The organism is Nostoc sp. NMS7 (genome assembly GCF_017115085.1).
Lineage (GTDB): Bacteria > Cyanobacteriota > Cyanobacteriia > Cyanobacteriales > Nostocaceae > Nostoc.
In genome coordinates, this window is record NZ_JABXKJ010000191.1 from 1 (window position 1) to 18,424 (window position 18,424).

14 protein-coding genes are annotated in these 18,424 nt (G+C 41.8%); 3 read left to right on the forward strand and 11 right to left on the reverse strand.

Annotation, left to right across the window (positions count from 1 at the left end):
- The 4 genes from HWQ38_RS21370 to brxE form a co-directional block, all read right to left on the reverse strand.
- Positions 1-601 (reverse strand): hypothetical protein (locus HWQ38_RS21370; RefSeq protein WP_292797478.1); only part of this gene is annotated, 601 nt, incomplete at its 3' end.
- A gap of 37 nt (positions 602-638) precedes the next feature.
- A complete protein-coding gene (locus HWQ38_RS21375) occupies positions 639-1,271 on the reverse strand; it encodes a BREX protein BrxB domain-containing protein (protein WP_292797480.1) in 633 nt (210 codons plus the stop codon).
- Positions 1,268-2,098, reverse strand: coding sequence for a BrxA family protein (locus tag HWQ38_RS21380; RefSeq protein ID WP_292797482.1), 831 nt, complete (start codon positions 2,096-2,098; stop codon positions 1,268-1,270). The genes HWQ38_RS21375 and HWQ38_RS21380 overlap by 4 nt, the downstream gene beginning before the upstream one ends.
- Before the next feature lie 5 nt (positions 2,099-2,103).
- Positions 2,104-2,685 (reverse strand): BREX-6 system BrxE protein, encoded by a 582-nt coding sequence (gene brxE / locus HWQ38_RS21385; RefSeq protein WP_292797484.1) that lies wholly within the window; start codon positions 2,683-2,685, stop codon positions 2,104-2,106.
- A gap of 1,068 nt (positions 2,686-3,753) precedes the next feature.
- Here brxE and HWQ38_RS21390 point away from each other — a divergent pair.
- Positions 3,754-4,461 (forward strand): hypothetical protein, encoded by a 708-nt coding sequence (locus HWQ38_RS21390; RefSeq protein WP_292797486.1) that lies wholly within the window; start codon positions 3,754-3,756, stop codon positions 4,459-4,461.
- A gap of 263 nt (positions 4,462-4,724) precedes the next feature.
- On the opposite strand, the gene HWQ38_RS21395 is transcribed toward HWQ38_RS21390, so the two are convergent.
- From HWQ38_RS21395 to HWQ38_RS21420, 6 genes are read right to left on the reverse strand one after another with little or no spacing between them, the layout of a single operon-like run.
- A complete protein-coding gene (locus HWQ38_RS21395; RefSeq protein ID WP_292797489.1) occupies positions 4,725-6,890 on the reverse strand; it encodes a DUF2357 domain-containing protein in 2,166 nt (721 codons plus the stop codon).
- Between the two features lie 3 nt (positions 6,891-6,893).
- Entirely contained in the window at positions 6,894-9,284 is a 2,391-nt protein-coding gene (locus tag HWQ38_RS21400; RefSeq protein WP_292797491.1) for an AAA family ATPase, read from the reverse strand.
- Positions 9,285-10,925: a hypothetical protein gene (locus HWQ38_RS21405; RefSeq protein ID WP_292797493.1), complete on the reverse strand. Its 1,641-nt coding sequence runs from the start codon at positions 10,923-10,925 to the stop codon at positions 9,285-9,287.
- Entirely contained in the window at positions 10,918-14,142 is a 3,225-nt protein-coding gene (locus HWQ38_RS21410; protein WP_292797495.1) for an ATP-binding protein, read from the reverse strand. Before HWQ38_RS21410 ends, HWQ38_RS21405 begins: the two co-directional genes overlap by 8 nt.
- Positions 14,139-15,536 (reverse strand): hypothetical protein, encoded by a 1,398-nt coding sequence (locus HWQ38_RS21415; RefSeq protein ID WP_292797498.1) that lies wholly within the window; start codon positions 15,534-15,536, stop codon positions 14,139-14,141. Before HWQ38_RS21415 ends, HWQ38_RS21410 begins: the two co-directional genes overlap by 4 nt.
- 15 nt (positions 15,537-15,551) lie before the next feature.
- The gene (locus HWQ38_RS21420) at positions 15,552-16,223 is read right to left on the reverse strand and encodes a VWA domain-containing protein (protein WP_292797500.1); all 672 of its coding nucleotides are present in this window, start codon (positions 16,221-16,223) and stop codon (positions 15,552-15,554) included.
- Positions 16,224-16,789: 566 nt separating this feature from the next.
- Between HWQ38_RS21420 and HWQ38_RS21425 the strand changes: the two genes are divergently transcribed.
- A complete protein-coding gene (locus tag HWQ38_RS21425) occupies positions 16,790-17,116 on the forward strand; it encodes a helix-turn-helix transcriptional regulator (RefSeq protein ID WP_292797503.1) in 327 nt (108 codons plus the stop codon).
- Positions 17,117-17,336: 220 nt separating this feature from the next.
- Here the strand turns inward: HWQ38_RS21425 and HWQ38_RS21430 are convergent, their stop codons facing one another.
- Positions 17,337-17,516 carry a hypothetical protein gene (locus tag HWQ38_RS21430; RefSeq protein WP_292797505.1) on the reverse strand — a complete coding sequence of 60 codons (180 nt, stop codon included), beginning with the start codon at positions 17,514-17,516 and terminating at the stop codon, positions 17,337-17,339.
- Between the two features lie 16 nt (positions 17,517-17,532).
- Between HWQ38_RS21430 and HWQ38_RS21435 the strand changes: the two genes are divergently transcribed.
- Entirely contained in the window at positions 17,533-18,330 is a 798-nt protein-coding gene (locus HWQ38_RS21435) for a hypothetical protein (RefSeq protein ID WP_292797508.1), read from the forward strand.
- The last annotated feature ends 94 nt before the right edge of the window (positions 18,331-18,424 follow it).

The following is an 18,424-nucleotide window of genomic DNA, read 5'->3' on the forward strand; positions in this document are numbered from 1 at the left end:
CACAGATTAAAAACTCCTGCCATTTCCCATCCAGTTCTAGCTTCAGTTCTAGCTCGGCAACATAATTACTAATAGTGCAGTAGCCTAAATGTGCTTGTACTTCCCGCTTGACTGCTGAATGGATATGCTCGTCATCTCGTGCTACTGCACCAATATCAAAGACCACGGCTAGGGGATCGATCTGACTACGAACTCGATTCCAAGCATCTTGAAACTCTTGGGTTTTGGGAGAATCATCTCGCGCTAGCAAGGCACTTGCCACCGTCCGATTATCGGGTAAAACCATATCATTGAGAGCCAGCCCTAAAAGCTTGGCAAAGCTCGACTTTCCAGAACCGTAAAAACCAGATATCCAGGATGCTGGAAGTTCAGCACCACCAGGTTTTTGTAATTCTTCTGCCATAGAATTGAGCAGCTTTACAAACTGCTCGTGAATTCCCGACTGCACACGCTTGTGGCGGGGGTCAGTTTCCGGGTAGCCGCCTGTGATGATGTATTCAGAGACTTCTTCTAAGACCTTGGCAGGCTTTTGCTCATGGAAATAAATGACTGGGGCAATATTACGGGTGACATCAGCAGCAAAAATTTCCTTAATTAGCATGGCATCACCTCTTTAATAGTTGCAGTAATAAAGTCAGTCATGAGTAAATTCGAGGTCGATAGTCCCGGTCAGAAGGCAGTTCGTCCATAAAAGACAGAGCGTTCAAATCCCTTCGCTCCCCTGGATAAAGGAGAACAACAGGCAAGTTGCGCGTTTTACCGTCAATGTGTTTGAGCAACGCTGATGAACGAAAAAATGGATATAGCGCTCCAACTCGTCCTAAAAAAATCAAGGTGCGATTAGTCTCATTGGGATGCTTATCTGAAAATTCATCAATTAGAGCGATAACATCTTTAGCAATGCCATCAGATCCTTCAATATACAGAGCAATTTTGTCTTTTAAATGATTAAGGGCGCGGTTTGGATCTTTTGCATACAGACGATGCTCAGTGTTGATAATACTGTTTAATACTCGTGATTCTTCTCGCTTTAGCCGATCTAAAAATAAACGTTGGAGGGAAATTGCTAAAACATTCCAGCCTTGCCCCTTTAGATCATCTGTTAGCACCCGAATTTGGGCACGCAGTTTAAATTCGTTACGCGGATCATAAAGTAGAATGGCAAAGCGGTAGTTCCGCATTGTGCTAATTTTAGGCCCACCCTCATCTAGTAAATCAGTACGTAGTGCTTGTACAGCAGGCATTTGAAGATCAAATAAAGAGCTAATCATGCTTCTTGCTCCAACTTTACTCCGAGGATTTGCTTTGCCCACGATGTCAAGTCTGCATAATGCCACCCGAAATCATAGAGATTTCCCATGCGGGTAAATGATAACCCTGGCAAACGGGTCAACCGCTGTTCCAGAAAGCTATCAAACAAGCCAACAGAGTTAAAATAAGGATTGCTCAGGAGTGAACCTTCAAAATATAAGTCACGTAAAAAATACAGCCAGTAGACTAATGCTTCATCTGTGACTTTGGGATATTTCAGACTACGCATCCCAGAATTTTCTGAGCAAAGCCCAGCAGCAGCAGCAGTAGCAATTAAGCCAGTAGCCATGCGAAAGGTTGTTGCGGCAGACCACTTACTTTCAAGTTGCTGAGTTACCCAACGTGCCACTATATCCCGGTCAATATCTGAATTAGGTTGTAGACGACGTTGTTCTAAAAAAATACCAGTAAAACTCCGATAAATTGGGTCTGTAAGTTGCATATGCCAATGGCAAATATTTTGGCGAGTTGTAGGATTGTTAGGCCGCCATTGGCTAAGAACTGTTAATGCCGTTGGGTAAGTGTCAAAGCGATGGCTAAATTCAATCAGGAGACTCCGCACTCGTGCCATGCTTTTACTACCAAACCAACGTTCCTCAAAAGCAATAACTGCGCGTTTTTCTTTAGGAATTCCTGCTTTTAAATATTCCCAGTAAGCGCGGCTTTCTTCTAATGCCAGCGATGTTCGCAGCAATCTAGTATGAAATTGACTAACTTCTTTACCATTAAACATAGATTGAACTGCTACTGAGTTGTAGATTTGCCTCTGAATTAGTTTGCTAGGCATAATACTTAGCGCTCCTCTAAACGGTAAAACGGCATAGGATATTTATCTGAAAAAGGCAAAAGCGCAAAGGCTAACCTCTTTGCACATTCATCCAACGCCTTGAGCGTTTCATCTACAATTTCTCTTCCACTAGGAACAAGTTTAAAATCCATCTTTCTATGTGGAATACTAATAGCTTCTTCAAAATCAGGCTTAGAAAAAGCTTGATATATATCCACTGGAAAAGGCAAAGTTTCTGAAGGGTTTATACCGTTCTGCTTATGAAAAATAAGCCGATCTGCCAGCTGTTCATCAATAGAGAAGCCCCAGAAAAATAACGTTCGGACTGCATCAGGTTTAGCCATATCCATCCGCCTACCTCGATCTTGATGGATTGCAACTTGTCTCACAGCCTCTAACGATGCCCACAGATAGGTTTTAGGAAATAAACGTTGAAATAAGTCCCCGCCACCGTTCTCATCAATTAGGTCAGTGCGCCACCAATCAAGACGTTTTGGCTCACAAGCTCCTTCACCGGCCCAAGCAACTATTATTTGAAGAGCCAAAATTTTATCAAGCGTATCTTTATTTACTTTACTAAGTGACATTTTTATCTTTAAATTTAGTTTGTTTCATAGTAAAAATTATTTCATACGTAAATTACGTACTGAATTGCACAGATTTTCTAATATTCCGTACTTACTTTTAATCTAATTTGTAGCTAGTACATTAGTATTAGCAAAATTATGTTAAATTTTTTACTAATTTAAAATAAATTAATAACTAAGTATTTGCTAATTTTACTGATACAAGCTAACTTCAATCTCATAATTCTTGCTTCAGTATTAATACTGAAAAGACATAAATAAGCTTAGTAACAAGTTAAAGATTGTTTTGGTGTTTTTTATGAGTACCGACTTTCGGTGATCCTAGCGACAGCTGATTCTCTGAAGATTATCCGAAGCCCTTCTAAGACTAGTCAGTAAATTCTTGGTAGCCGTATGGTATGGCTTGAACCTCGTGCCGAAATGATGTTCACAAGGAAGCTATCAAAGAAGTCTTGGGTTTTGAAAAACTCCTTTGGTTAAAGTACTGGATACAGATGACCTACCTCCTATTCCAAGGAACCCCAAGCACTACCGCAACGGCATCTGCCACTTTGAGTAGATGCCTTGGCAGCCCACCTACCTACCTAGCTACCTACTTAGTTGCTGCTAATGGGTGCTGATGAGCGAAATCTAGGAATAGAAGAAGTAAGCGATCGCTCTAAAAGCCTACTTTAGACATTGCCCAAACCATCGACACTCCCGCAAGAACATCAAGAGCTTTGCTGATGTTGGTTATTGGATAGGTACTGGTCGCGTTGAGATTAACTTTGTACCCAAATTTGGCTGTACTGACAAGTTGTTAGAAAAACCAGTATTGAGGGAAAACTTAAAGTAAGGAACTGTGTTGGAGAAGTTGACTGTAATTAATTCTTCAGCCGAATGCTACAAATTACAAGATTAGGCAACAGCAGTGGCAATCCGGTGCATGAGTAGAGGGGATAGCAAACGCTCATTCGTAAGAAAAAAACTAACAGTAGAGGTGATTGCTTCCATGTAGAGAAAATTTCAGACGATCGATGCACGCTAGTTAATTAAGTAAACATTGCAACAAACTAGATAATTATTTATATGAGTGAACCTATTTCTTTAATGGCATTTTTCGGAGCTTCTAAAGGAGTTGTTGGCATTTCCATAAGAATAGCTAAATCTTTAAAGCTAATAGAATCTATTGAAAGTAAAGTTGACCTTTTGACGCAGGTGGAATTTAATGCTGCTTGGAAAACACTTCTTCAGGCTTGTAATTCTAGCTCTTCTGATGAACAAAAGTCCTTTCTTATTAATGATGCCAGGGATGGTTTTACTAAGGCTACTTGTCTTGAAAAAGGGGAGCGACTTTTTTATACTTATTTAGGATTAGCAATTTGCCATTATTTAATTGATGATATAAACAATGTTAAAACAGCTTTACTAGAGGCTACCAAAGTTAGTATATATAAAAATATTTATCAAGAAACCCGAGATTCATCTCTGGGTTTTAATAAGTATGGCATTAATACCATTATAAATAGTTATAATCCTGTAAATATGGTAAACCTCATAAAAGGTACATTTTCATATCCATTACTGAAAGTGCAAAAAATAGAAATTCAAAGATATAATAAATCCAAAAGTGATTTAACTCACCATATTTTGAGAAAAATAAATGCTGAAGAAAAAATAATTGCTCTGGTAACAAAAATTAATCAACCAAGCGTTGTATTTACAAGTTTAGAATCAAAATCATTGGAGTTAATAAATTTACAAAAGCAATGTCTAGAAATAATAACTAATATTTAATTTTCAATATTTAGAGATTGCTTCCCTCATTTTTAGAGGAAGACGCACAAGCGATCGCACCCTCAGAGAAGGTAAAACTAGCAATAAAAAAACGTAGCTTGCCACCGTAAGCATCGCTTTCCTGATTCTTGACAACGTTGGGTCAATTTAGGCGATTTGTGACTATTTTTTTGATATCTCATTTAAACGGCAATTCAGGCAATTGTTATACTAAATTGCCAGAACCTTTGAACACAAATGAAAAAGCCCTCAACAGCAAGAAACTAACTACTTCCAAAATTACTATTACGGCATCTATCACATCTTAATAACGTTTCACCCTGCCCAGTACAAGCTCCACAGTGAGGGCAAATGATGCGAATCCTCCCCGACTCTGGTGTTTCATCAGAACTGCACAATGCCGAAAGTAAGTCACGTCCTAGCAGTTGCTCTCTAGCCATCGCTTTCACAGCATAGGAACATTTAGTTTCTGTTTTAGTTTGTCGCTTTATCTTAATAGGTTCCAGCTTGGCTGTCTTACCACGACAATTCCTACAGGTTCGCCAACTCCATTTGGCTTGACAGTTAGGACAATCGCCCTCATTTTCCTTAAACTGCAAACACACATCACTTAGGTCAAAACTGCACACTGGACAATATGAAGGATGAATGCCATAAACCAAATCGACTCCCAAGGTATGAAAGCGAAATAGTCTCTGAAAACGTTCAAGAGTGCTTAAATCAAGTGGACTAGCTGGCATCATACCAACGCTACGAACAAAAGCATTACCATCAAAAGTGGAAACAAAGCGTTTATAATCATCCGGACTCATAAAGTTTTCGCCGATATTCAGCATTTTTTGAATTAACTCTGGCGTAACATCTTCACTTATTTCTCTATCTCGTGGATCTGTGGGATGTACTAAGACAACAAAAGTCTGCACTTGGTTGTTGCGATTTTGACGTTTGGAAGTATTTCCAATTGAAGAACCTTGGGACAAACCTGCATCATAGAGAGTGTCCAAAGTCTTTTTAATTTCATCTCGATCGCCAAAAAACGCTCGCGCTAATGGAATCAGTACCAGTCTAATGCGGGTTGGATGAGAACATTTATGAGTATTAGTGTTCAGATCCTCCCAGATAAACTCAATATTTATCTTGAAATTACCTGATTCGGGAGGCTGCACAAATGCTGTCCATGCTTCCCACTGGAGTGCTTGTTGAAAATCTAATTCTTCTGGAAAGTTCTCCGGTTTCACTTTTGCAGTTTCAAACCCAATCCAGCGCAAAGCCAAAAGTACGCAGCCATGAATGTAACTAGCGTAATCTGATAACAAATCTCGCTCTTTTTCTATATTTTGCTGGTCGGGATTGCTAAAAAATCTGTCCAGCATCTCCCACAATTGACGCAAACGCCGATAGTCTGCATCCATTTGCAAAATGTTAGTTGGTTTTAAAGGAGATATCACATCTGGTTTGCTAGATAAACTCTTATAAAGTACTAAGTCTAAACAACTACTGGTGTCAGAATATAGGCGGCTAATTTTATCTTTTAGTGCTTGTGCTTGCTCGTATTGCTGCAAATAGTCTTGTACGGTATCTAGATTTTGCCAAAGTGCTTTCAATCGATCTTCTCGGAAGCGATTATATCGGTATTCTGCAAATAAGTTTTCATGCAGCGTTTGTGTTTGGTAGTAGGCGCGGTCTATTTCCCGGAGTCTTTGTTCCATCCAGCGCAGCAACCTTCGCACTAGAGTAGCAACCACGCGATTTTCATAGAGGTCAAGAGTTTCTTCTGGCACTTCGCTTCTAATTTGTGCCGGAGTAATGCGCGTTGCAGTGCGAGATTGCCATAATTCTGGTCGAGATGCCAAATGCTCAATTGCATCAGGCGGAATACGTCTTGCTCTGTCTATGGGCATAACTCGACGCTCTACTATTAAAGTGCGTCGGGGTTTGCTACATACCCTCAGTAAAGATGGTAAAACTTCTGCGATCGCCTCATCTAGTTCCAGGGCATTTTTGTTGGTAAGGGAATCACGAATAGTACCAGGAGAGAAAAACGGCAACTTGAGTAATTGCTCTGTTGATATAGTTGCTTCTAGTCCTTTTGCTTGGTCAGCGAAAAGTGCCAAAGCCACTCGCATTGTCTCATCCAATTGTGTTCGCAATGGCACTTCAAATTTATACCGTCCAATACTTCCAGAACCTGTACAGGCGATACGTACCGAACAGCACCCAAAAGTATCAACTGTTATGGGTAAATTACGGCTTGTTTCATTTGTACGGATGTAAGTATTATCGTTGAGCGTAATTTCAGTTTCGCCATCAGCAGGGGTGAAATTAATCTGAATACGGTAGTCATCTATACTCTCTAAACGGCGGCGTTCTCCCGATTGCAATGGTTCTAGGTTGCCTGTCCAACGATTGAGTAAAAAAAGATGTGCCATAATTTACCGTTTAAATTTGTTAATCTCGCGTTCCAAAAGTTTTAAGGAAATCGCAGCACTCCCCAGTCGCGGGTTATCTGTAAAACTTACCTCAATAGTGTCTCGTACTTCCTGTAAACCAGAACGAACATTTGGATCAGTACGGTTTTGTACCTGCCAAAGCAGCTTTCTGGCGATAAAGTGGTCTAAACCTTCCCCAAGTTTTCCACCCGTCGCAGTGTATGTGGGAAGGAAGATAAAAAGTTGGTCTAACAGGCGTTGTCCGTACCCTACTTGAAAGTACTCGTGCAATGCCGAACTAATGAGTTTAAGACAACCCTCTACAGCTTCTCGATCTGTATCTCTGAAATTTTTCATCGCCTTTTGTACAGCTTGGCGAAAATCTGGGATTTTTAGATTTGCTGGTTGTGTGGTATCAAAACTTTCTTGCGGGAAAGGTTCATCTATTTGCAAAACTTGAGCGCGATCGTAAACTTTACGGGTAATCTCATATGTAGATTCGTCCGTATTTGCGGTGCCAACAAACCAGACATTATCAGGGATTGGTAGCTGGACTGCACCGTTTTTCAATCTAATTCCTTTGGGAAGTTGACCTCCAGTAGGGTCGTGGTTTAGTAGTTCAATTTCTCTATCCTCTGGGCGACCTTCCATAATTGAAAGTAAATCGGCAAAATAGTATTCCACCCGTGACAGGTTCATTTCATCCAAAACTATGAAATAAGGATGATTACAGTAACGAGTTGTGCCTGCCTCATAGATTGCCCTAGAAAACTGAGACTCATTAAAAACGCGGAAGAAAGAGTTATAAGAACCAAGCAAATCAAGCTTATCTCGCCAGCTAGATTGAACTTCAATTCGGGCAAATTTACCACCAATTGCATAAGCAAAATATTCTGGCAGACTGGTTTTACCCGTACCACTCTGACCTTGAATAATAATTAGTCTGGAAGCTGCCATTGAGGAAATAAAAGCGCGAATCGTATGTTCATCATAATAATGAGCAAAATGTGAGGTTTCAGCTTCTCCCCTTTCTAACTCTTGGCGGCTTGGTAAACTACCCATCCAAGTACGACTTATAGTAGCTAATTCATTTAGATTATTAACAGCAACACCATAAGGTTTGTCAGAAATATTTTCATTTTCTCTATCCATAGAAGCAAAATTACCAAACGCTTGTATCTGACTGGTTTGCAATTGACCAAGCATCCGTTTAAGTTCTTCTATTTGTTCACTCAAATACTGATTTAGTAACTTGAGAGTATCTCTCTCTTTGCGAAGCTGTTCTGTCTCCATCCTCTCTGAATGCTGCTGGCGACGGATACGTTCTAAGTCATCAACCCTCGCTTGCAAATCTCGATACTTAGCTTCAAAATCAATTGCTGCTTCGGCACGCCTCCGAAGTTCTGCTAACTCTATTTCTGATGGATATTGCTCAAATAATTTCTCATATTCTCTAAGCTTATTCTCTAGAATATTGTTATCTTCTAAAATTTTCGCTGGCGAACCTGATACAGCCTGGAGCCTATTTTTATTGCTCTCCAATTCTACCCTCAGCCGATGATTTTCATCTTGAATCACTTGAAGTTGCCGTTCAATATCTCCCTTTTCTCTTATCAACTTACTAATTGCCTCTTCTGAACAAGCATTTTCACGTTGAGTTAGTTCTTGTTCCTTATGTTGCAGTTTTTTCTTTTGCGAAGCTAACCAATTGTTTTCCTCTTCTAAGTCTTCTTCTCGGCGTTCAATCTGCTTAATGTCCCTTGACAGCTTTTTATCTTCTTCTTCAAGATACCTGTCTTTATCGTCAAGTACCTTACGGAAATTTACTAATTCTTCTTCTTTCGTCTGGATTTCCTTAATTATTTGCTCTCTTGCTCGTTGTCTATGTTCGTTGGCTAGAGTTTCTGCCTGTTCAATAATACTATCTGCTTGATTTTGGACATCAAGCTTTAACTTTTGAGCTTCCTTGATAATTTTTTGTGCTTCCGTTTGTGCGGCACTTAACTTTTTGTTAACTTCCGTTTGTGCTACTTCTATAATTTGTTGACGTTCTACTATAACTTCCTGTTTTTTTTCTGTTAGCCATTCCTGACGAGCCATAGCTTCTAATTCTTTAAAGCCATTAATAGCTTGCACTTTCTGTTGGGCTAATTCCTGTTCTCTTGTGGCAATCTCAGCTTCTTTTGCTGCGGTTATTTCTTTTTGTTCCTCTAACTGAAATTCCAGTTCATTGATTTTGTCTTGGAGTTTATCAATATCCTGGGACTGTACATTAACTGTTGACACATTTTGAGGAGTCACTGCAACAGCAGCAATATTTTGAGTATTAGTTTGAGGAATATTTTGTTGCTGACGGTTTTGATTTGTATTTAAATTTCTAGGTCTTTTACTCATTTATACCTCCTTTGATAATTTGCTATTTGTTAATCGCCATGCTTGAACAACTAACCGGACAATTTGATATGTTTTTGTTACTAAATCCTCAACTAAAATGATTGGTTCGTTGTGGCTGCCACCAGCATGAGCGCCAATTGTGTTGCGGATATGGGCAATTTTTTCTATATCTGCTAAAAAATCTAAATGTTTTTTAAGTAAATATTCCAAAATACTGCGATGTAAGCTGTTACGCCGACTTGCTGATAGTAAGAATGTCACAAGATATGGTCGTAAAGAGTCTTTACCACCATCAAGAACATTACGGATTGCTCCTAACTTTGTAAATAAAATCCGCTCTGGTATTTCGCTTCCACCGCAGGCAACAACTGTATCTTTTAAACATTGTTGCAATGTATCCCTACTTTTATATGGTTCCCAAATATTTGCAGGAATTGTATCTAGTTGCAGTAAAGTAAACATTAACTGCTCTAAAACCCTTTGCGATCGCGTAATACTTGTGTCTGTCTCATCGAAACCACGTCCTAGAAGGGTACGCGATTGTTCTAAGCGTTCCAATTCTTTCCAAACTTGCTGCCAAACTTTGTCCGGCACAGAGCCGACTTCAAATATTATTTTGTCGTAGGCTTCCCTTGCTAAACCGATCGGCTCAATTTCTCCAGGTTGCTTGCGTTTCCACGCTTCACGGCTCTCGGACTGCAAATGCTCTACAATTTTCTTGCCTTCTTCACACTGGGATGTGGCAAAGTTCAATAGGCGTACCCAACGAAAACCATCTGGAAGCCCAAAAGGACAGCGTAGAGAAAATTGACCATCGGATGTTCCCTCAATAATGCAAGAAACTAGCAAATAAAACTGTTGCGGTCGTTTACTTAACAGACGCACACCAAAATTTTCTGTTTGCTCTACTTTTGTGTTATTGCTTTGCGTCAGAGTATCTGCTTTGCTGATTTCAGTAAAACCATAGGCATCAGAAACAGCATTATTTGCTTCTGTATTCAAGCCATCAGCCTGAATTCGTTTTAACAGCCGACGCTGAGTTTTGATTGCCGATGTCACATCAGCAGCGTTGGGTGTAGGTAGTGTTTGCCGTATCCACGGAAGTTGAAAAGCTTGGGAGACATCTGAACGACTAGAGTCAGCATAGCGTAAGCTTTTAGTGTAAAACCAACTTAGAAGTTCACCGGCTGTTGCGTCCTGAAAAATCCAGCCATATTCTGTTTTCTCTTCATCCTCTTTTCCATCTTGCTGAAGAATTTTCTCTCCTTTATCAGTCAAGCGAGCTTTTCTGTCAATATAGCCCTGATTTTCTAGCTGTAACATGACATTAAAAAGAAAATCTTTGTGCTGTCCCAGCATTTGTGCTTGATCCTGGTGGCGCGTTACCCCAGTATGGGTTAGCCGTAGTGAAGTTAGCTGCAAAAAGTCTAATTTGCGCTCTGTTACTTGTGGGGCAGCGATTCTCCAAGCATAAACAGGCCATAATATGTTTTGCTGTTGGTCAGTGTGCGCCTGCTGTTGGGCAAACAAAAGAATATTTATAGGTTTTGCATCTGATACTTGATTGCTTGGTAACAGTATCAGTTCGTCAGGTAAAGATTCATCATCATCAAACAGCAATTCATCATCAAAATCAGACATCTGCATAGCCCTGCTCACTTCGACACAAATCAACAAAAGCTTTTAAGCTGTTAGAGTAAGGTGTGCCATCAGGACGCAAAGACGCAACACAAGCAGAGTCTCCTACTCCAATTAGTACGCAACGGGCGCGGCTAAATGCAACACATAGCCGATTTGGGAGTGCTGTGAAACCAAGACGCTTTTCAATAGATACCTCCTGATTACTGCGAACGGTGGAAAGATAAACTACATCATATTCTCGTCCTTGGAAAGCATCGACCGTTCCCACTCGCACCCGACGCTGTAAATGTTCTGGCAACCCGTGGCGAAGGTCTGCGATCGCCTCTTTGATTGCTTCTTCCTGGGCTGAGTAAAATGCAATCACCCCAACCATTCCCGTTGGTTTACTTGGGTCGAAATTAGGGTATTTTTCCGCTATGGGGGGAAGTACACGACGCAGTTCGCACATAATCCGGTCAACTTCCGCAGCACGCTGCCAGCTACGATTGCCAGCACGAGTTTCACTACCAAGACTTTTAGGCACATCTAACCAAGCAATGGGTTTTAGATTATACTGAGCTGTATAATTCGGTCGTGATTCTGGCTTGACAAAACTAGAGTTAAGGGGGCTTTCAGGATAAAAGCGATCGCTGACAAATTGCCCAATCGTCGGATGCATTCGGAACTGATCCGTTAGCTGGGCAGTCCGCTCAATACCATCGATAGCAGTTTGTTTGGGCAGTGATTCCCAAAGTCTTTCAAATAGACTTTTACCATATATATCCTTTAGCTTTTCATCCCCCTCCTTAGCCAAACTCTGCTCAATTTCCCTTTCTAAAACGTGAGGAAGTTGTTTGTGGTCGCCAACGAGGATAACCCGCCGTCCTTTTACTATTGGTATTAATAAATCAAGGGGATTTGCCCTTGCGGCTTCATCCACCACAACTAAGTTAAAAGTCCGGTTAGCCATTCCCAAATACTTTGAGTCTGCTTGTCCGCAACTGGTAGCTTGAATTGGTGAATATTTTCCAATCACTTCTCTGACATGGGCTGGATCTTCTTCTAAATAACGCACAAATAGCTCCAGCGCTTCTTGCTGTCCTTCTACACTTTGGTCGCGGGCCACTTTAACTTCCTCAATCGCAGCTAGCAGGCATTGCTCAATTTCTCGATCGGACACATCTTGTTCGGCGATCGGGGCGGCAAAGGGAATCTCCAGTAGTTGTTGGCGAATACCAATACAGGCGTTTTGCAAGGATATCCAGGGTTCCCGATAAGCTGTATTTTCTTCTGTCCAAGCAGCAGCAACTTCCACAGCTTCAATAATATCGGGTGAAAGATTATCAAGATAAGGCTCCAAAAAGCGTCTCAATCTCCGAGCCTGTCGATTGCCATCATCTTTAAAATTTTCTTCTGCTGTACACTGCTGATTTAATCTGCGTTCTAGTTCCTCCTTTTCCTCGATATCTTCAATCACTGGCTTGGGCTGAGTCTGCACGGTTGGAACAGTAGCCGCAAGGCGGTCTAATTCGGCTATTTGCTGGGCAGATAAAAACTGTTCTGCCGCATTGCGAAAATCTAAAATTATTTCACGGGTTCCTTCCCTTCCTCCTGCTGAAGTGCGCCAATGGGAGAGGCTACCTTTGAGTTGGTCGATGAGGGTGCGAGTTGCTTTATGTTCGTTCTTTAAGTGCGATCGCACAACCTTAATAACTTGATCGCCCCACGCTTGAATTACCTCGGCTCCTCGATCTTCCCCTTTTTTGCCTCCAAGTCGGTCAACAGGAAGTCCTGAAAGGCTCATGCCTGCGATCGCATTATCCACTGCCTCATGCTGCAAACTCGTGACCAAAACTGTTTCTAACCCATCATTAGTATTACGCCCTTCATTAAGCATGGTCAGTAATGCCTGAATCACCCTTGTCTTCCCTGTTCCTGGCGGCCCCTGAATAACGGCAATATCTGGTGTAGACAGTGCAATGCGTAACGCCTTTTCCTGATCTGGCGTTGGCCCGGTTTCGCCAAACATCTTGCGTGCTGGTTTTGTAATTATCTTTTTTTGGCGAGGAATTGCCCGTTCAAAGGTTTTTCCCTCAAAAATTAAGCCTAAATAAGGCAAGCCAGCGCGTGCAGATTCCAAGGTCTTGAGCGCATTATCACGTTTTTTGAGTTTCGACTCCTCCAAAGCCATAGAGGGAGAAATTATTCCATTACTGGGTGGCTCGTTATCGCTTTCCCAAACAACTGTGAGGCGCTTATTTTTCTGGTCGCAATCCACTGCTAATCCTTCTGGTTTACCTCCATCGCTTTCTATTATTATTGGCAGTCCATCACCAGAAATATGCTCAACCCAAGGCTTAAGGTTAGCTGATAGTTCTAAGTTAAAAATTAGTAAAGTTTTACTACTGTCATCAGATTTTAGTTTTGGTCTGCCTTGATAGCGTAAAGGTGGCAAAGATCCAAAACGCTCTTCTAAAATTCTTCCTTCTTCTGAGTTGTAATGCTTCCAACTAGCAATCCAACTATTATTTTCTCTAACAGCTTTGTCAAGGGCTGCAATTGCTGCCGAATATATAGTACTAGCGGCTGTTTTGTCGCAGAACTCTAACGATTGGCGCATTAAATATATAGGGCGGCGATCAAGATTTTGCCCGCGATGTTTAACAATTCGTTTTGCTACCAGTTGTTGCTTATCATCACTCAAAGCCAAATCGAGAGCGCGTTTAGCCCCAACCACAGTAAATCCCCGTTCCAAGTCTGGATCGCTAGCACCGGAATTAACAAACCAATAGCCAAATTTATCAAGCAAAAACTCCCGTTCCAAACAGCGTTTCGCATCTTGAAACGTCTTTACTTTAGACCACTGGCGCATCACAACTGTCTCGATAAATTCGTCAGTCAGCGCCACTTGCAACTGTACGGGAATTTCAGCCTCTGGGAGAGTAAAAGCTTGTCCTTTAATTTCAACTTCCTGGGCTGCTGCTTTCATAATGCAACCAAGTATACTAACCTGCCCTGATTGCAATTCCCACATTAATACCTTGGCATCAGCAGAGTTTGGCTCAACTTCGATTACCAAATCGGAATCATTACTGTTGGGAGCTTCAAAGCCAAGAATACCTTCATCAATTCGTTGTAATTCAACTATTTTATCTTCCCAATCTGACTGTGCCGCACCTCTTTGCAGCAAAAAACGTCCGCTTACCTCTTTGCCAAATTTCAAGTCAAATAATTTCATCCTTGACCTCCCATGTTTGGGTAAGGATTACGCACCTTTGCTTTAATACCAGATGGAAAGTGAATTACCGTTTGATTGAATAGCCACACATAATCACCAGGAGGGCAGGTCTCTTTGTTTCCGGCAGCATCTTTAGTTGCCCAAGTATTTTGACTCCAATTTTTAATCCCAAAAATTGACTCATTATTACTATTCCGTTTTGCCCCAAATTGTCCGGCATCGCCAGTTGCTTCTGGGTCGCCATTCACCAAGCGGTTAGGAAGTATCCTCTGTTCTTTATCTAAAACTAGCCGATGGGCTTTTTTATTTCTGATCAATTCTTTGCGCTCGTCTTCGTCTAAGTTATCAATAGCTGGATCGACATCAAAGAAACCAAGTTCAATTGGGCGATCGCTTGTTTGTCCGCACCAGTCACAAACGAAGGGAGTACCTCGCATTTCTGGTAAATAGGTAGTAGCACCACATTTGGGGCAAAGTGCGGTTTGATCGGCAGCTTCCAACAAAGCAATTAGCCATTCTTCTGGCGATGGTCGCGCCCAAGGGTCTGCTACACCGTTTTCAAAAGCTCGCCGGCTTAAGTCTCTGAGTTTCCTAGTTAACACGCGACCTGGTGGTAAACCCTTGGTTGAGTGATTTTGTTTGTTGTCTCTGGAGTCTATAAAAGGCAGTTCTCCCCGGTAAGCCATTTCCTCTAATTCCGGCTCACCTTCAAGGACTTCATCTCCAAAAAAGGGATGATTTAGCACTAACAGATGAAAAATTGCCACCGCCAAAGACCAGCGATCGCACGCATGATCCGGAAAGCAAGACTCTTTCAAAATTTCTGGGGCAATAAACCCAGGACTACCCATAACTTCAGCAAACGATGTGCCCGGAACAATCAAATTGTCCGCATCGATAAGTTTAATAAAAGTTTGCTTGGGGTCTGATGATACTAGGACGTTTTGCCAAGATAAATCCACGTAACAAAGACCATTGCGATGGATTTGCTGTATGGTTCTGGCTAATTGAGCAGCAATCCTCAAGCGACGACGCAATCCTCCTGTAGCAACGTGCCAATTAGTAGTAAGTATTTTGGGGTACACTAATTCCGCCAATGGAATGCTGTCATTAACCCGCTCCATCACATAGCCCAAGTAAGGCTCATCCAAAACAGCACGAGGTAACACCAAGGCATCAACCTCTAAATTGCGGCGGATCAAAATACGCAGATGTTTGTGAAAATCTGCTGAACTAGAGTCAGGCGGTTTGCGGACTTTCACGAGGATATTTTCATCCTCACTGGTATATATTGCTCCTTGCATTCCTTGATTTAGTTGTGCAACTAATTTATAGCGTCGCCCTTCGATATCTCGAATAACTGCACCTGGTTTTGGAAAAGAGAATTTAGGCACTTTGATCCTTTCGGTTTAATCAAACGGCAAATCATCGTCATCATCATTCAACAAATGTAGTGGGAAATTGCTGGTGGAGTTTGGGTTTTGAGCTACCGAACGCGCCATAACCGACATACTGACAATCCGGAAAAAGTCCATCAGCTTGCTAACCTCTGTTGCACGCACGACCGGAATTTCGGGATGATTTACGAAACGCTTGAGGACATCAAAGCCACAATCATCACCAATACCTATAGCCAAGCGTACAGCACGTTTTCCTCGCTCAGAGTCTAAAAGCTTTTGCAGTGCTTCTTCCCAATCATCATTAGGTTGACCATCGCTAACTAACACGAGAGTGGGAAGATAAGAGCGTTTTGGCATTTGTTGCTCATCCTGCAACAGTTGTAAAGCAATATTGAAAGCGGCTCCCATCGCAGTTGTCCCACCAGCAGCTAAAGTAGGTATCTTAACGTTCTCTACAGGGGTTAAGCTAAGAATTTGTTGGGCATTGCTGGCGAATGTAATTATGGCAGTATGAATCTCAGAACGGGTATCATGCACAGTCTGAAACTTTTGGTGCATTTCTACCAGTGCAGCATTCAAGGTAGTAATTTTTTCGCCTTCCATACTGGTACTGACATCAGCAAGCACAATTACTGGTAGTGGTCGCCTCGGTGGTAGAAATTGATTAGGGTTAATTTGCATTTTGTGCTAATGGCAATAAGAATCTGTGACACTTTGTTTTAGTATTCCCATGCCTTGTCGCAAAATTACTAGTATGTCATTTAGCTAAAAGAATATAAAAAGTGTAAGCTCAACATTGGACTATTAGAGGAGCAGGCTTCTGGCGGTTTAAAGTAACCTGTGATTAATCGTTTAGTTACCCACCATCCGTGCATATTCCGAGAGCAACTAAATCAATACTGAAGTGCCACCGGGAAAAGTAGCCATAGCTAACCTGGAGTGGCCGAAAGTAAACTTCTAACGCTGGAGCCGCCGGGGAGATCCCGATGACCAAACTAAGTCTGAAAACTGGTTGCTAAAAACTTTAATCGTTCAAATCACAATCAAGGCGTTCACACCAAGGCATTGCCCCGATCAGCAATTGCATACGCTTATACATGATTGCTGATCGGGGCAATGCTCACTTGAGCGCAGGCTGAAATCTTCGCATTGCAGGCTTGCACATAGGCAGGCGATCGCTTTGAGTGGGTGTTTCAAATAGCAAAAGCCTTGATTGACATAAACTATGGTAGACGCATAGGATTTTAATGTCAACCGTGGTTAATAAAAAAGTAGAGGTTTTGTCAGTGGACATCAGCGATGTGGCATACATCAAATGGAACGCCGAAAAAATTGACATTGTAAAAAAAGCAATGGAAGAAAAAGGCGGAAAAAGAGGATCTATGTCTACAAGAACGCTAGCGCAAGCTTTACAAGATAGAGGCGTAGCTTGCTCATACCAAAACATATTTAAATTATTAAGTGGTAAATATTCAATTATTTCCTTAGAGATAGCGCAGGGTATTTGCGAAGTGTTATCTATCCCTGTTCAAGAAATTGTAAAAATCTACAGATTTTCTGTTTACGATGGTTGACATTGTTAACCAAGGTAGACTAACATATTAATTATAGGAGAGGAACCAAGTAGTAGCCTCCCAGCTAAATTGAACCTTGAAAAAAGTGAACAGAAAACAAAGCCCCCAGGTAGCGGATGCAGTGAATAGTCAAGGCTGCTGAAGTGAGGTAAGGGTGGAGTGGGTTCCAAATAAAAAGTTGCCATAGCAGTACGATAGTCGCTCTGAAGCTCGTTGCCGACTACCGCCCGATCAAGAGATATGCTGCTGTAGCAAGCTCCGGCCACTGGCTAGGAGAAAGAAAATATAAGGCTACGCCAATTCTAGAGTGAGAGTGTTGTGCTGAAAGCACAACAAACTGACCAATAAGAATAGGGCGATCGCGCAGTTTTCCCGACGGAGCGATCGCCTTTTTACCCATTTAAGAGGTATTTCTAATGATTACACAAGTTTCAGCCCCTGCGCCAACAAAAGATCCGTTGACCACACGCGATCGCCAAATCATTGCAACCATAGTAAACGAATCAGACTACAGCCACGATTGCCAGTCTGAAGATGTGGTGACGATTTGGATTAACTCGGATGATATTGTCTGGGTGAAAATGACCCACGGCTATGCTAGATACCATAAAGAACCTTTCAAACGTGCTGTAGCAGAAGTTAAAGAGAGCCTTTTTACTCCATTAGAGAGCAATCAAGAATTAGATGACGAGTTGAAAGAAGCTGCTGACACAATCGGTTTATTGGGTGATTGTGATTGGTTATCGTTGAGCATCAAAGCCTACTCGGATAAATTAGTCGGATTTGCTGGCTGCTACACTTCGCAGAAGCCTCAAATATTAACACCATCTGCGGAATGGGACTTTACACCACTCAAATGGAATATGCCTGCTGCCATCTGCCCAGATTGTGGTGGTCATGGGTGCGGTAACTGCTCTTATCGGGGTACTCGTGCAGAAGACTTGTGTACGCCAGTGGACGGCTACCGACTGACTTATGTGGGACGCACTGACCTTCAGACGGCTGAAAACGTATATCTGGATGGAGAGTTTTTGGGAATAGTCTTCAAAGTCCGAAACCCTAATGAAGTCTGGGAAAACGACCCCAAGACTTACTATTGGCGCTGTGGCGATGGAGTGCAGTATTGGAACGTAAAAGAGGCTGTAGAAGCACTGCGTAGAGTGACGACTCCGGTTGAACTACCGAGGGTGAGCCGGGAGTTGGTAGCAGCGTAGATAAAGGGTGGGTTTCTATACCCACCATGCAACCATAACCAATCCTTGTAAAATAAAACACAGTTCGCCTTTAAAACATGAGTAGCAAGCCTTA